The 16179-nt window shown below is 38.4% G+C and carries 11 protein-coding genes; 5 read left to right on the forward strand and 6 right to left on the reverse strand.

The annotated features are described in order from the left end of the window. Positions 1 to 64: 64 nt before the first annotated feature. From parC to dksA, 6 genes are all read right to left on the reverse strand, one after another. The gene (parC, locus tag ACT2CV_RS02145; RefSeq protein ID WP_464972661.1) at positions 65 to 2305 is read right to left on the reverse strand and encodes a DNA topoisomerase IV subunit A; all 2241 of its coding nucleotides are present in this window, start codon (positions 2303 to 2305) and stop codon (positions 65 to 67) included. Positions 2306 to 2356: 51 nt separating this feature from the next. Continuing rightward, entirely contained in the window at positions 2357 to 4273 is a 1917-nt protein-coding gene (gene parE, locus ACT2CV_RS02150; protein WP_464972660.1) for a DNA topoisomerase IV subunit B, read from the reverse strand. Between the two features lie 12 nt (positions 4274 to 4285). Next, positions 4286 to 6226 carry an ABC transporter ATP-binding protein gene (locus ACT2CV_RS02155; protein WP_464972659.1) on the reverse strand — a complete coding sequence of 647 codons (1941 nt, stop codon included), beginning with the start codon at positions 6224 to 6226 and terminating at the stop codon, positions 4286 to 4288. A gap of 268 nt (positions 6227 to 6494) precedes the next feature. Then, a complete protein-coding gene (gene folK / locus ACT2CV_RS02160; RefSeq protein WP_464972658.1) occupies positions 6495 to 6977 on the reverse strand; it encodes a 2-amino-4-hydroxy-6-hydroxymethyldihydropteridine diphosphokinase in 483 nt (160 codons plus the stop codon). A gap of 9 nt (positions 6978 to 6986) precedes the next feature. Continuing rightward, a complete protein-coding gene (gene pcnB, locus ACT2CV_RS02165) occupies positions 6987 to 8321 on the reverse strand; it encodes a polynucleotide adenylyltransferase PcnB (RefSeq protein WP_464974018.1) in 1335 nt (444 codons plus the stop codon). A 193-nt stretch (positions 8322 to 8514) separates the two neighbouring features. Then, positions 8515 to 8961, reverse strand: a complete 447-nt coding sequence (gene dksA / locus ACT2CV_RS02170; RefSeq protein WP_464972657.1) for an RNA polymerase-binding protein DksA — start codon at positions 8959 to 8961, stop codon at positions 8515 to 8517. Between the two features lie 265 nt (positions 8962 to 9226). Here dksA and ACT2CV_RS02175 point away from each other — a divergent pair, with 265 nt between their 5' ends. The 5 genes from ACT2CV_RS02175 (at position 9227) to ACT2CV_RS02195 (ending at position 16164) form a co-directional block, all read left to right on the forward strand. Then, positions 9227 to 11590, forward strand: a complete 2364-nt coding sequence (locus tag ACT2CV_RS02175; RefSeq protein WP_464972656.1) for a DNA internalization-related competence protein ComEC/Rec2 — start codon at positions 9227 to 9229, stop codon at positions 11588 to 11590. 69 nt (positions 11591 to 11659) lie between these two features. After that, positions 11660 to 13408, forward strand: a complete 1749-nt coding sequence (msbA, locus tag ACT2CV_RS02180) for a lipid A ABC transporter ATP-binding protein/permease MsbA (RefSeq protein WP_464972655.1) — start codon at positions 11660 to 11662, stop codon at positions 13406 to 13408. 47 nt (positions 13409 to 13455) lie between these two features. After that, positions 13456 to 14427 (forward strand): tetraacyldisaccharide 4'-kinase, encoded by a 972-nt coding sequence (gene lpxK / locus ACT2CV_RS02185; protein WP_464972654.1) that lies wholly within the window; start codon positions 13456 to 13458, stop codon positions 14425 to 14427. A 4-nt stretch (positions 14428 to 14431) separates the two neighbouring features. Then, the gene (gene kdsB, locus ACT2CV_RS02190; RefSeq protein ID WP_464972653.1) at positions 14432 to 15199 is read left to right on the forward strand and encodes a 3-deoxy-manno-octulosonate cytidylyltransferase; all 768 of its coding nucleotides are present in this window, start codon (positions 14432 to 14434) and stop codon (positions 15197 to 15199) included. 161 nt (positions 15200 to 15360) lie between these two features. Continuing rightward, a complete protein-coding gene (locus tag ACT2CV_RS02195) occupies positions 15361 to 16164 on the forward strand; it encodes a DUF4198 domain-containing protein (protein ID WP_464972652.1) in 804 nt (267 codons plus the stop codon). Positions 16165 to 16179: the final 15 nt, after the last annotated feature.

Raw genomic sequence — 16179 nt, forward strand, 5'->3', positions numbered from 1 at the left:
TGATTTTCCTAATAAAATTATGGGTAATAAAAAAGCTAGGTGTTATTCCTAGCTTTTATTTCATTTATTCCACAATTTCAATTTTCACACCACTATGTAAACCGCGTGGTAGAGAAGAACCTTTACGACCTCGTTCTGCGCGGAATTTTTGCAGTTCATCGGTTTTTAAGGTGATTTTACGTTTTCCTGAATGGAAGACCAAATGTGCATTTTCGTTTATCAAGAATAAGTTAACGATATAATCAGTGCGTGCTTTGGCTTCTGTAGCTGAAATATTGATGATCTTATTGCCTTTCCCTTTGCTTAAACTTGGCAAATCTTGCACAGGGAACATGAGCATACGCCCAGCTTGTGTTAATGCGACCAAAAGCGCGGTGGAATTTTGGATAGTTTTAGGCGGTAGTACCTGTGCATTATCTGGCAAGCTTATCAAGGCTTTACCCGCTTTATTGCGAGAGATTAAATCTTCAAATTTACAAATAAAACCATAGCCAGCATCGGATGCCATCAGCAAGCTTTGATCTTCATTTTCCATTAATACATGTTCAATAGTGGCGCCAGCTGGTAAGTTCAGTTTGCCGGTTAATGGTTCGCCTTGTGAACGAGCAGAAGGCAGACTTAATGGCTCTAAGGCATAGCTTCGTCCTGTGCTGTCAATAAAGACGACTGCTTGATTACTTTTCCCATAAGCATGTGCTTTGTAGCTATCGCCAGCTTTATAGCTTAAACCTTGCACATCAATATCATGACCTTTGGCGCAGCGAACCCAACCCATTTTAGACAGAATAACGGTAACAGGTTCTGCTGGCAGCATTTCTGTTTCAGAAATGGCTTTGGCTTCTGCACGTTCCACTAATGGTGATCGTCTTGGGCTTGCATAGGTTTTAGCATCTTGCTGGATTTCTTTTTTTATTAGCGTATTTAAACGTCGTTCAGAATTGAGTAAAGCTTCTAGTGTTTGACGTTCTTCTTCTAATTTAGCTTGTTCTGCTTGTAATTCATGTTCTTCTAATTTTGCGAGATGGCGTAAACGTAAATTTAAAATAGCTTCAGCTTGTTCATCACTCAGATTAAAACGAGCCATTAATACTGCTTTCGGTTCATCCTCATTGCGAATAATGTCGATGACTTCATCAATATTCAGAAAAGCAATCATTAAGCCAGCTAAAATATGTAAGCGAGATAATACCTTATCTAAACGGTAATTCAGGCGTCGTGTCACTGTTGTGCGACGGAATTGCAACCATTCATTGAGAATTTGCAATAAGTTTTTTACAGCGGGTTTATGATCAAGCCCGATCATATTCATATTTACACGATAGCTTTTTTCTAAATCGGTGGTGGCAAATAAATGTGCCATTAAGGCATCCACATCAACACGATTTGAACGAGGCACAATCACTAAGCGAACTGGATTATCTTGATCGGCTTCATCTCGGACATCTTCTACCATTGGCAATTTTTTCGCAGTCATTTGATCTGCGATTTGTGTCATAATTTTGCTTGGTGAAGCCTGATGAGGAACAGCGCTAATAATAATTTCGCCATCTTCTTTTTTCCAAATCGCGCGCATTTTGATTGAGCCGCGACCTTGTTCATAAATTTTACGAATATCCGCTTTTGGCGTAATAATCTCGGCTTCTGTTGGATAATCAGGACCTTGCACAACAGTTAGAATATCGTCCAAGCTGGCTTGTGGATTATCTAACAACATCACTGCTGCATCGGCGATTTCATTAATATTATGAGGTGGAATGTCCGTTGCCATACCAACAGCAATCCCAGTGGTGCTATTTAATAAGATATGCGGTAGGCGAGCAGGCAGATATTGCGGCTCTTCGATTGTGCCGTCAAAGTTAGGTTGATAATCCACCGTTCCTTGCCCTAATTCACTTAACAAAATCTCGGCAATTTTGGATAAGCGAGATTCCGTATAACGCATAGCTGCAAAGGATTTTGGATTGTCCGGATCGCCCCAGTTACCTTGACCATCGACCAACGGATAGCGATAAGAGAAAGGTTGTGCCATTAATACCATAGCTTCATAGCAAGCAGAATCGCCATGAGGATGAAATTTACCTAACACATCCCCCACTGTGCGCGCAGATTTTTTGTATTTTGCTGCTGCATTGAGTCCCAGTTCGGACATAGCATAAATGATACGTCGCTGTACGGGTTTCAAACCATCGCCAATAAAAGGCAACGCACGATCCATAATTACATACATGGAATAGTTGAGGTAAGCCTTTTCACTAAAGGTGCCAATCGGCATTTGTTCAATGCCTTCGTAGTTAATTGTACTCATTTTTCTGTTTGTTTATTGAATTTAAAATAATGTTGGATGAGATATAACAAGTTAAACGGAGAGTTCAACTAAATCACCATTTGTTTGTAACCAATTTTTACGATCTTCTGCTCGTTTTTTGTTTAATAACATATCCATGAGTTCAAAAGTCGCATTTTCTTCTTCATTTTCCACCGCACTTTCTTCTGGTGTTTCATAAGTAAGTTGCACTAAACGACGAGTATTTGGATCCATGGTGGTTTCTCGCAACTGGCTTGGATTCATTTCACCTAACCCTTTGAAGCGTTGAACATTTGCTGTACCACGTTTATGTTTTAAACGATCTAAAACAGCTTCTTTTTCACTTTCATCTAAGGCGTAATAAATTTCTTTTCCTAAATCAATACGATAGAGTGGTGGCATTGCTACATAAACATGTCCATTTTGGACTAATTTAGGGAAGTGTCGCAAAAATAATGCGCAGAGTAGTGTGGCAATATGTAAACCATCACTATCCGCATCGGCAAGAATACAAACTTTCCCGTAGCGGAGCTGGCTTAAGTCATCGCTATTGGGATCAATACCTAAAGCAACTGCAATATTGTGGGCTTCTTCAGAAGCAAGTACGCGATCTGATGATTCTTCCCAAGTGTTTAGAATTTTACCACGCAAAGGCAGAATTGCTTGGTATTCGCGATTGCGTGCTTGTTTGGCAGAACCGCCAGCGGAATCGCCTTCCACTAAAAACAATTCTGTTTTGTCTAAATCTTGTGAGCTACAATCAGCTAATTTACCAGGAAGTGCAGGACCGCTCACTAATTTCTTACGCACGACTTTTTTCGCTGCATTGAGACGACGTTGTGCGGAATTAATCGCCATTTCAGCTAATAATTTCGCTTGTTCAATATGTTGATTGAGCCACAAGCTAAACGCGTCTTTTAAAACGCCGCTAATAAAGACCGCACTTTGACGTGAAGACAAGCGCTCTTTGGTTTGGCCTGCAAATTGTGGATCTTGCATTTTAAAAGAAAGAACGTAGGCGCAACGATCCCAAAGATCATCTGCAGTAAGTTTAACATTGCGAGGCAATAGATTATGAAATTCACAAAATTCACGCATTGCATCCAGTAAGCCTTGTCTTAATCCATTGACGTGGGTACCGCCTTGAATGGTAGGGATGAGGTTTACATAGCTTTCACCTAATAATTCACCACCTTCTGGTAGCCATAATAATGCCCAGTCAACCGCCTCCGTATTGCCGCTAAATTGTCCGACAAAAGGTTTTTCTGGCAAGGTTGCGAAACCATTTACTGCTTCACTTAAATAATCAGCTAAGCCATCTTGATATAACCAAATATCTTCGGTGCCATTGATTTTATCAATAAATTTAATTTCTAAGCCTGAACAAAGGACGGCTTTTGCACGCAATAAATGGCGTAAACGGCTGACAGAAAATTTATCACTATCAAAATATTTTGCATTCGGCTTGAAATGTACAGTGGTACCTGTTGTGCGGCGACCACAAGAACCAATAACTTCTAATTCTTTGACTTTTTTACCATTTTCAAAGGCGATATGATGTACATTGCCATCACGTTTTACAGTGACATCAACGCGTTCAGAAAGAGCATTAACTACAGAAATACCTACGCCATGTAAACCACCGGAAAAAGCATAATTTTTATTTGAGAATTTCCCGCCTGCATGTAACTTGGTCATAATGACTTCTATACCAGACACTTTTTCCACCGGATGAATATCCACTGGCATGCCTCGACCATTATCAATGACTTCAAGAGATTGATCTTTGTGTAAAATGACTTCGATTTTACTAGCGTATCCAGCTAAGGCTTCATCGACACTGTTATCAATAACCTCTTGTCCCAAGTGGTTTGGACGAGTCGTATCTGTGTACATGCCTGGACGGGTTTGTACAGGCTCAAGATCTTTTAATACAGTAATTTCCTGTGCGGAATAATTGGTTGACATAATGGTTATTTCTCAACTATTAATGTTTTTCTTTTCTTCTAATTCTTCCCAACGCAAAAAGGCAGCTTCAAGCTCTGCTTCTGTATCTGCAAGGGTTTGCAATTGTTTTGCCGTATAGTCGTGAGGTTGTTGGAAAAAGGCAGGATCACTCATTTCGGTTTGAAGTGCGGTGATTTTTTGCTCTAATTCTTCCAATAATTGTGGTAGCTGTTCAAGTTCTCGTTGTTCTTTATATGAGAGTTTTACCGTTTTATTTTTGTTAGGTGTAGAAACTTGCGGATTTTTTACCGCACTTTCAGCATTCGACGAGGCTTTTTTCTGTTTTTCTTGTTCTAGCGCAGCTTTTTGTGCAAATACATTGGCTTGTTGCTGTTTCGCATCAAAAAATCCGCCAACATATTTATTTAGTACGCCATTTCCTTCAAAAATATAACATTCTGTGGCGATATTATCGATAAATTGACGGTCGTGGCTAACAACAATTAAGGTACCTTGATAATCAGATAAAATTTCTTCTAATAATTCAAGGGTTTCAATATCAAGATCATTCGTTGGTTCATCCAAAATCAATAGATTGTTGGGTTTGAGCAACAATTTTGCCAATAATAAACGATTTCGTTCGCCACCAGATAGAGCTTTAACTGGGGTCATTGCACGTTTCGGTGGAAATAAGAAATCTTGTAAGTAGCCTAGAACATGGCGTTTAACACCATTTACTTCAATATCTTGTTTACCATCCGCTACATTATCCATGACGGTTTTTTCGGGATCTAAATCAATGCGATATTGATCAAAATAGGCAATCTCTAATTTTGTACCACAACGAATTGATCCAGAAGTGGCTTGTAATTGATCAAGCAATAATTTGATAAAAGTGGTTTTGCCACAACCATTTGGACCGACTAAAGCAATTTTGTCGCCACGCAGAATGGTTGTGCTAAAATTCGTTAATAATTTTTTACCCTCTATTTCATAGCTGGCATTTTCCATTTCGAATACAATTTTGCCTGAACGACTTGAATTATCCAGCTGTAACTTGGCAGTCCCCATCACTTCTCGGCGTTGGCGGCGTTCTTCTCGTAAGGCTTTTAGGGCTCTTACGCGACCTTCATTTCTAGTACGACGGGCTTTGATACCTTGACGAATCCAAACTTCTTCTTGTGCCAGTTTTTTATCAAATAATTCATTTTGTAACGCTTCAACACGTAGGTTTTCTTCTTTGGTGCTGAGATAGGTATCGTAATTTCCTGAATAAGAAACAAGCTGACCGCGATCTAAATCAACAATGCGCGTTGCCATTTTACGAATAAATGAGCGGTCGTGCGAAATAAAGACAATGCTACCCGTAAAGTTGAGTAAAAAATCTTCTAGCCATTCAATCGCATCAACATCTAAATGGTTGGTTGGTTCATCTAAGAGTAAAATATCCGGATTGCATACCAAAGCGCGCGCTAATGCGGCTTTGCGTTGCCAACCACCAGATAAGTCGGATAATAATGTGTTGGGATTGAGTTCTAATTTAATTAAAACTTCTTTGATTTTATTTTCAAATTGCCAGCCGTTAGCATGCTCAAGTTGGCTTTGAACTTGTGATAATTGGTTAAGTAGGCTATCAGAATAATCATTTTCTAGTTGAGTAGAAATATGATGATATTTTTTTAATAAATCTGCTAAGTGACCAATTCCTTCTGCCACATAGTCAAACACATTGCCTTTAGCATTACGAGGCGGATCTTGCTCTAAACGAGAAATCACTAAATCTTGGCTGAATTGCAACTTGCCATCATCTAAAGGCATTTCTCCAGATAAAATTTTGAGTAATGTGGATTTACCTGCGCCGTTACGCCCCACTAAACAGACGCGTTCATTGGGTTCAATATGTAATTCTGTGTGATCTAATAAGGGATGATCGCTAAAGGAAAGATAACCGTTGGTTAAACTAATTAATGCCATGTTTTATTTAATGTTATTGCATAAAATGCGGTGATTTTATCAGATTTATCCCTTTTTTTATAGAATAAACTCTTTTTTAGCAATAAAGTGCGGTGCATTTTTGCGAAGTTTTATAATGCTTAAAAAAAAATGCAACCCGAGGGTTGCATTTTCATTAGTAGGTTTAGGATATTATGAATAAAATTTTCACTTAACTTTGGAATCATAACTAAGTGAAGTATCAAAAGCATTAGGGACGCTTAAGATGGATGCAATATACCATTTTCTTTTATAAATTACAAATAATCATTTGGTGATTTTCAAAATATTTGAACATATTTCTAATATCACCCAGACTAGGTATTACAAGAGTTGGCGCTATTTCATACAAAGGTACAATAACAAATTCTCTGTTATGCATATCATAATGAGGAATAGTTAAGCGTTCCGTTTGCATAATAAGTTGATCATAAAGCAATATATCTAAATCTAAGGTGCGTTCACCCCAACGACGTAAGCGTACGCGTCCTTGAGCATTTTCAATGTGTTGCAAACTATCCAATAAATCAATTGGTGTTAATTCGGTATTTAATTCAACAACTGCATTCACATAATCAGGTTGATCCTGTGGGCCGAGCGGTTTACTTTGATAGAAGGAACTGGTTGCCACGACCTGAGTATTGGGTAATGCCGCTAATGCTTTTATGGCTGAATTTAATTGCTCAATAGGTTGTGCTAAATTGCTACCTAATGCGATATATGCCGTTGCCATTTGTTTTCCTTAATGACTGCTTTTTTTCTTACGAGGTCGGTAATAGCGTTTTTTGCTTTTTGGCGCATTTTTAGTTTGTTCTTTTACTAAAGAATTTCGCTGTTCTTGAGTGCTGAACTGATATTCATGCCACCATTTTGCTAACTCGATAGCTTCGCCACCTTCAATTTCAGCACGCATTGCCAGTAAATCATAGGCTGCGCGGAATTTCGTATGTGCCATGGTTTTTTCTGGTGCTTTACCAACACGTTTCATCAATTGTAATTGTAAAAACCAAATATCACGAATCACCCCCGTATGGCGACGAGGTGCTGCAAGTGTGGTGCAAAGTAGGTCCATAATTTCATTGCCCGCTAAAGCATGGGCATCATGGTTATTCAATCCACCTTCATTTTTGAGAATTTCCACTTTTTCACGTAATGGATACCAAAAAAATGCAGCAAATAAGAAAGCAGGATTAATACGTAGATTATCTGCAATGCGTTCATCAGTGGATCTGAGCGCTTGCACAATCATACGTTCTGCAAAGCTATCGCCTTTTTCAGTGAAATAGGGCATTAGCGCTGGGAAAAGTTGTTCAAATAAACCATACTGACATAGTAATTGATAGTTTTTTTCCCCCACACCAGTTTGCAAGAGTTTTAAGCTTTCATCAAATAAACGAGCTGGTGGAATATTTTTGAGTAGAGGCGCGAGTTCTCTAATTGGCGTTTCACTGGCTTTATCCAAGAACATATCAAGTTTCGCCATAAAGCGAATTGCGCGTAGCATACGAACAGGATCTTCTTGATAACGAACAACAGGATCGCCGATTAAACGTAATTTACCTGCTTTGAGATCTTCAATGCCCTGATAATAGTCTAATAAGGTGTTGTTTTTAGGATTGTAATATAGGGCATTGACAGTGAAGTCTCTGCGTTCTGCATCTTGCTCTAAATTACCGTACACATTATCTCTCAATAACATACCATCTTCATTTTTCTTCGCTTGACCTTCGGACAAACTATTTTGATGGCCTGCTCGGAAAGTCGCAACTTCAATAATATCGCGACCAAACATAATATGCGCTAATCTAAAGCGTCGTCCAACTAAACGACATTGACGCTGAAATAATGCTTGAATTTGCTCTGGACGCGCATTGGTGGCAACATCAAAATCTTTTGGTTGCTTACCCAGTAAAAGATCACGCAAACATCCCCCAACAATATAGGCCTCATAACCATTACGTTGCAGTTTCTCTACAATATAAAGGGCATTTTTACTAAATTGACGAGGATTAATGCCAACCAAGTTTGCTTTGATTGCTTGCTTATGCTGGTTAGAAACCTGTTCTGAGTTTTTAATAGGTTGTGACTGTTTGACAACGCGATTAAGATTAGGCGCTGTTCTTTCAGCTTGTTGAGATTGAGGCTGTTGGTGCTTTTGATTAAACAGCTTTTTTATATAGTTTAAAATAATAAACTCCACAAATAAAACAAGGGACGCATTTAAAAATGCGCCCAACTTTATTATTTACTTGATTATTGTTTAGGGGAAATTAGAAACCCATTTGTTTTTCACGTACTTCCGCTAAGGTTTTGCAATCAATACAAAGATCCGCAGTTGGACGCGCTTCTAAACGGCGAATACCAATTTCCACTCCACAAGAATCACAATAACCGAAGTCTTCGGTATCCAATTTCTTTAATGTATTTTCGATTTTTTTCATTAATTTACGTTCACGATCACGCGCACGTAATTCAAGGCTAAATTCTTCTTCCTGCGTCGCACGATCTGCTGGATCGGGGAAATTTGCCGCTTCATCTTGCATATAAGCAACAGTGCGACTTGCTTCATCCACAATTTGATCGTGCCAAGCTTGCAGGATTTTACGGAAATGAGCGATTTGATTTTCGTTCATGTATTCTTCGCCTTCTTGTTCCTGATATGGCGAAACACCTGCTAACGCTAAAAGGCTTAACGAGGATTTATTTGTGGTCGTCATTTTGTTCTCCAATTCATATTATGCTTGCTTGTGTTTTGTTCCATTCACATCAAACAGGATAAAAAAATGCCCTAATAAATTAGGGGGGAAATTTTGAAGGCGTATAAATATCAGAAGTTGAAACAATAAGCAAATGAAATCGTATAATTTTACATTTTCTTTACTTATTTTGTGATCTTAGTTCCAAAAAACGTGGACTAAATTTGCAGTGACCGATTTTCTATCATTAATTTACCCAAGATAGTTATCAAAAGTGCGGTGGAAAATGGCAAAGTTTTGGTTTGGGCGAATTTTTATTAATCATATTCAAAATTTGATTAACATTGATTGGCTGGTTTATAGCCTAATTCTGTCTGCTATTTCATTGTATTATTTGCCCGAAACTTATTTGCTCTATTGGTGGCAAGCATTAGCATCTGCATTGTTATTTGGCGCTTGTTCTTATTGTTTTAACAAGTGGACGAGAATAAAAAAAGTTGTTCATTTTTTATGTTTATTTTCTCTTACATTAGGTTATTTCCATTTTCATGCTTTATCGTTATTAGCACAGGCGAACTTTACGCCTTATCACCTCAAAGCAAATTTCAAAATTTTAAAAATCCAGCAGCAAAAAGATTATCAAACCTTAATCATTGAATTAAAACAGCCTGATTCGAATTCTCCTCAACGTTTATATACCAATTGGCAAGTAAAGGAAATGCCTAAAATGGGCGAGGTTTGGCAAGGGAATTTGCATATTCGCCCCATTTCTTCCAGATTAAATCAAGGTGGTTTTGATCGACAAGCGTGGTATTTGTCGCAAGGTATTACTGCAACAGCAAGGATAAAAAGTGCGGTGAAAATATCGCAAGATTTTTCTTGGCGAGAAAAATTGTTTGAATCCGTTTTAAAAAAAACGCAAGGTCTAAAACAACAAGGATTATTGCTAGCATTGGGATTTGGCGAGCGTGCCTGGTTAGAGGAAGAAACGAAACAACTTTACCAAAATAGTAATACTGCACATTTGATGGCGATTTCGGGCTTACATATTGGTTTAGCCATGGCGATAGGATTTTGGCTTGGGCGAATAGGGCAGTATTTTTTGCCAACCCATTGGATTACACCGACATTTCCTATTTTGGCAGGATTATTATGCGCTATCATTTATGCTCAATTGGCAGGTTTTGCTGTCCCTACCTTCAGAGCCATTGTCGCACTCTGTTTATTGTCTTTATTTCGGTTGAATAGGGGATATCATCATCTTTGGCAATTGTTTTTTGCGGGTACTGCTTTGTTGTTATGTTGCGATCCCATGATGATTTTATCCACGAGTTTTTATTTATCTGTCGGTGCTGTTGGCAGCCTGTTACTATGGTATCAACTTGTGCCTTTTTCTGTATTCAGTTGGCAAGGCAAAGTATTACCCGCTAAAGTGCGGTGGATTTTTGCTTTGTTTCATTTGCAATGCGGTTTATTTCTCTTTTTTGCCCCCATTCAAGTTGCACTATTTGGCGCTTTTTCTTGGCAATCTTTATTCGCCAATTTATTAATTGTGCCTTTATTTAGCTTTGTTTTAGTACCTATCGTGTTGCTTTCTATTTTGATGCAGGGCGCATTTGAAAGTTGGCAATTTGCGAATTTTATTGCAGAAAAAATAACCTCATTACTCATTTATTTTCAGCAAGGTTGGATCTATTTATCTAATCTACAAATCATGTTTATTACGTTTATTATCTGCGCATGTTGTCTGTTGTGGCTTATTTTGGTTTGTTATCAAGCTAAGCCATTTTATTGGCTACGAAATGGGATGGCGATATTATGCAGCATTTTGTTGGTGAAAATCGCAACAACAATGTGTTTACAACCTGATTGGCGAGTGGAAATGTTGGATGTAGGGCAAGGTTTATCTGTCTTAATTGTCAAAAATCAACGGGGAATTTTATATGATACAGGCGCGAGTTGGGGCAATTCTTCTATGGCGGAGGTGGAAATTTTGCCTTATTTGCGCCGAGAGGGGATTGATTTAGATTATGTTGTGGTGAGCCATGATGACAACGACCATTCTGGTGGTGCGAGGAAAATTCTGCAAGCCTATCCAAATGCGATGTTAATTAGCGCTTCTCAACAAAACTATCAAGAAAAACACCGCACTTTTTGCCAAAAAGATCAAATTTGGCAATGGCAAGGGTTGAAGATTGAAGCGCTTTCACCAACACATGTAGTTGAAAAAGCAAGAAATGCAGATTCCTGTGTATTATTGATTTCTGATCAGAAACATCGTCTTTTATTATTGGGCGATGCGGATACCATAGTCGAACAGCAAATTCTTGCCCGATTTGGTGAGCAATTAGGGGAAATTGATATTTTGCAAGTGGGGCATCATGGCAGTAAAACTTCCACAAGCCAAGCGTTGATAAAGCGAATTGATCCTCAAATTTCATTAATTTCAACCAGTCGTTGGAACCCTTGGCAATTTCCACATTCAGTCGTGTTGCAACGGCTTAAGCAGGCAAAAAGTGCGGTGTATAATAGCGCAGTTTCTGGGCAAGTTTCGCTGCAAATTACGCAAGATGATATAAAAATTAAAACAGCACGTAATAGCTTGAGTCCATGGTATCAACAAATAATAGGGCAAACACAAAGGGATTAATGGGGTTTAATTTGGCTAATTGCGCAAATAATTGTACAATGCGTACAATTTATAACTACAGATCAGATTATGAAAGAAAAAGATATTTCTGTATTTAAAACCTTCAAACGTTTATGGCCTGAAATTGCACCTTTCAAAGCAGGATTGCTCGCCGCAGCAATCACTTTGGTATTAAATGCACTCATTGATTCAGGGTTGATTTATTTATTAAAACCGCTTTTAGATCAAGGCTTTGGACAAGCAGATCATGCTTTCTTAAAGCTGATGTCTTTGTTGATTGTGGTGTTTATATTATTCCGCGGTCTGACCAATTATGTTTCTACTTATTGTTTAGCTTGGGTGTCAGGCAAAGTCGTGATGAATTTACGTCGTCGCTTATTTAAACATTTAATGTTTATGCCAGTGCCTTACTTCGATCAACATCCAACAGGACGTTTATTATCTCGTGTCACCTACGATACAGAAATGGTGGCGAGTTCCTCTTCTAGTGCCTTGGTCACAATTGTTCGTGAAGGTGTCTATTTAATTTCATTATTTGTGGTTATGATCTACACCAGTTGGCAACTCTCCGTCGTGTTATTTGTGGTTGCACCTGTTATCGGCGTGTTAATTGGATTTGTATCGAAAAAATTCCGCCAACTTAGCCGTAATATTCAAGACAGTATGGGCGCCTTGACCATTACCACCGAACAAATGTTAAAAGGGCATAAAGTCGTATTGTCTTTTGGTGGGCAAAAAGTCGAAGAAGCGCGCTTTAACGAAGTGAGTAATGATATGCGTCGTAAAGGCATGAAAATTGTTTCTGCTGACGGTATTTCAGATGGTTTAGTTCAACTCATTGCCTCTTTGGCTCTTTCTGCGGTGCTTTATGTGGCAACTTTTCCTGATGTCATGAGTGAAAATTTGACCGCAGGTTCTTTTACTGTGGTGTTTTCTTCCATGATGGCGATGATGCGTCCGCTAAAATCATTAACCAATGTCAATTCACAATTCCAGCGTGGAATGGCGGCTTGCCAAACCCTATTTGAGTTTTTGGATTTAGAAGAAGAAAAAGATCATGGCACTTATGAAGCAGAGCGTGTGAAAGGTGATGTTCAGTTCAATAATGTCGCTTTTGCTTATCAAGGCAAAGATGAACTCGCGTTAAATCACCTTTCTTTTGATATTCCAGCTGGTAAAACGGTGGCATTGGTGGGGCGTTCAGGTTCAGGCAAATCCACAATTGCTAATTTATTAACTCGTTTTTATGATATCAATCAAGGCGAAATTTTACTTGATGGTGTTAACATCCAAGATTATCGCTTAGCGAATTTGCGTCAACAATGCTCGGTTGTATCGCAACAAGTGCATTTATTTAATGATACCGTTGCCAATAATATTGCTTATGCTGCAACAGATAAATACAGTCGCGAACAAATTATTGAAGCAGCTCGTGCGGCTCATGCGTTGGAATTTATTGAAAAGCTCGACAATGGATTTGATACAGTAATTGGCGAAAATGGGGCGAGTTTATCTGGCGGTCAACGTCAACGTTTAGCCATTGCTCGTGCATTGTTGCGCAACTCGCCGGTTCTCATTTTGGATGAAGCCACTTCTGCGTTAGATACCGAATCAGAACGCGCAATTCAAGCTGCTTTAGATGAGCTTCAAAAAGATCGAACCGTTTTAGTGATTGCACATCGTTTGTCCACAATTGAAAAAGCCGATGAAATAATTGTCATTGAACATGGTGAAATTAAAGAGCGAGGAAGTCATCAAGCATTGTTAGCGCAAAATGGTGCTTATAAGCAATTACATTCAATGCAATTTTCAGGCTAAATAGCCGCTAATATAGGGCGAGGTTAAAACTCGCCCATGGAGCAATAATGAAATTTTGGTATTCTCACTCCTTCATTTCTTACTTACTTTTACCCTTTTCACTGATTTTCTTTATTATCAGTAAGTTACGTCGTTTTTTATTTCAATCTGGCATACTTAAATCCTATAAAGCCCCTGTTCCTGTTATTGTTGTAGGCAATTTATCTGTGGGTGGAAATGGCAAAACGCCAGTCACCATTTGGTTAGTGCAGCAATTGCAACAAAAAGGCATAAAGTGCGGTGTTATTTCACGAGGTTATGGTAGTCAATCTACAACCTATCCATTATTAGTCGATGGAAAAACTGATCCTATTCTGGGGGGCGATGAACCTGTATTAATAGCCAAACGGACGGGTGTTCCTGTTTGTATTTCGCCGAATCGCCAACAGGCAATTGAATTACTGTTACAGCATTTTGATTGTGATCTGATTATTAGTGATGATGGCTTGCAACATTATAAATTACAACGAGATATGGAAATTGTGGTGATGGACGCCAAACGCGGTTTAGGCAATGGATTTATGTTACCAGCGGGTCCGTTACGGGAATTAGCAAGCCGATTAGATGAAGTGGATTTCGTTATTGGCAATGGTGGTGAGAACCAATATACCCACGCGGTTATGCAGCTTGTGCCAGAATATGCGGTTAACTTAGTGACGCAAGAAAAACGATTGTTGTCAGAATTTAATCAAGTTGCAGCTATCGCAGGAATCGGTCATCCGCAGCGTTTCTTTGATATGTTACAAGCCTTAAACATCCATATTATTCAAGCAAAAGCTTTTCAAGATCATCAAAAATTCAGTATGGATTTATTCCAAGAATTTGAAGGCAGCAAGCCATTATTAATGACAGAAAAAGATGCGGTAAAATGTGCTAAATTTGCGCAAGATAATTGGTGGTTTGTTCCAGTAGAAGCAAAAATTTCTGGGCAGAAATTGACCGCGCTTTTAGATAAAATAGTTGAAAAAACTCAAGGATAACAATATGACTCAGTTTACTGTAATTATTCCCGCTCGTTTTTCTTCCACTCGTTTACCAGGCAAACCCTTGGCAGATATCGCAGGCAAACCTATGATTCAACATGTATGGGAAAAGGCCAAGTTATCAGGGGCTAATCGTGTGATTGTAGCGACGGATAATGAAAAGGTACGTGATACAGTAGTGGCTTTTGGTGGCGAAGTTTGTATGACTTCTCCAACGCATAATTCAGGAACGGAACGTTTAGCTGAAGTGGTCGAAAAGCTGGCGATTCCATCGGATGAAATCATTGTAAATATTCAAGGTGATGAGCCATTAATTCCGCCAGTAATCGTCAGCCAAGTGGCAGAAAATTTAGCTAAATATCAAGTCAATATGGCAAGCTTATCAGTGAAATTTGAGAGTGCAGAAGAATTATTTAACCCTAATGCGGTGAAAGTGATTACTGATAAATCAGGCTATGTGTTGTATTTCTCCAGAGCGGTTATTCCTTGGAATCGCGATAAATTCGCCAATTTAAATCAACTGAATTTGAATGAACTTCCATTAGAAGATAATTATTTCCGCCATATTGGCATTTATGCTTATCGCGCAGGCTTTATTCGACAATATGTGCAATGGCAACCAACAGCGTTAGAACAAATAGAAAGCCTCGAACAATTGCGTGTGCTGTGGAATGGTGAAAAAATCCATGTGGAACTCGCAAAAGAAGTACCAGCTGTAGGCGTTGATACACCAGAAGATTTGGAAAAAGTGCGGTCTATTTTGGCTTAGTTTTTCGTAATGAATAAAAAAGGAGCAATAGCTTCTTTTTTATTTGTGAAAAATTAACCGCGCTTTATTGAGTAAAATCAATGATTATATTTCCCTTTACAAGTTATAAATTATCTTTTAATATTTATCTTGTTTTATATTAAAAAATAAGTGGAGATTTTATGAAAAAGGCTTTTTTAGCAACATTATTATGTTCTGTAGCAGCTTCGGTGCAAGCACATCGTGTGTGGATGCAAGCTGATCATACTCATGAAAATGAGATTTTAAAAGCAGATTTAGGCTATGGAGAATTTCCTCATTTAGAGCAAATTCCAGAAAAACGCTTACATTTTTTTGAGCGTGGTGTGACTTTATTTGGTGCTGATGGCAAACAAAAATTGGTGCAAAAAAGCGATAAAAACTATCATTTTGAAACTGCACAGCCAGTAAAAGAAGGAAGCTATATTTTAGCCGGTGAATATAAACCAACATTTTGGTCTAAAAATGCAGAGGGTTGGAAACAGGCTGATATGAAAAATATGGATAAACCAACTTACTGTGAATTGACCTCAATGTATGGCAAAAATATTGTGAATGTAGGCCATGAAAGTGCGGGTAAAGATGTCATTAGTAAGCCAATTGGTCACCAATTAGAAATCGTACCATTAGATAATCCAGCCAATATTAATGTTAGTGATTTATTTAAAGTAAAAGTACTTTATCGTGGTGAGCCATTACCAAATGTGACTTTAACTGCAACCTTTGATGGCTTTGATACAGCAGATCACAGTAAAACTCATAAAGTTGAAGCACAAGCATTCTCAGATGTGACTGCAGACGATGGCACAGTAAATATTATTCCATTACGTCAAGGTTTTTGGAAAGCACAAGTGACTTATGAAGTGCCGTTTAAAGATCCTGCACAATGCCAAGTAGAGAAACATTACGCGACATTAACTTTTGATATTGGTAGAACATATCACTAATTGCCTAAGTTGAAA

This window comes from Reella acinonychis (genome assembly GCF_052384575.1).
Lineage (GTDB): Bacteria > Pseudomonadota > Gammaproteobacteria > Enterobacterales > Pasteurellaceae > JBQSUQ01.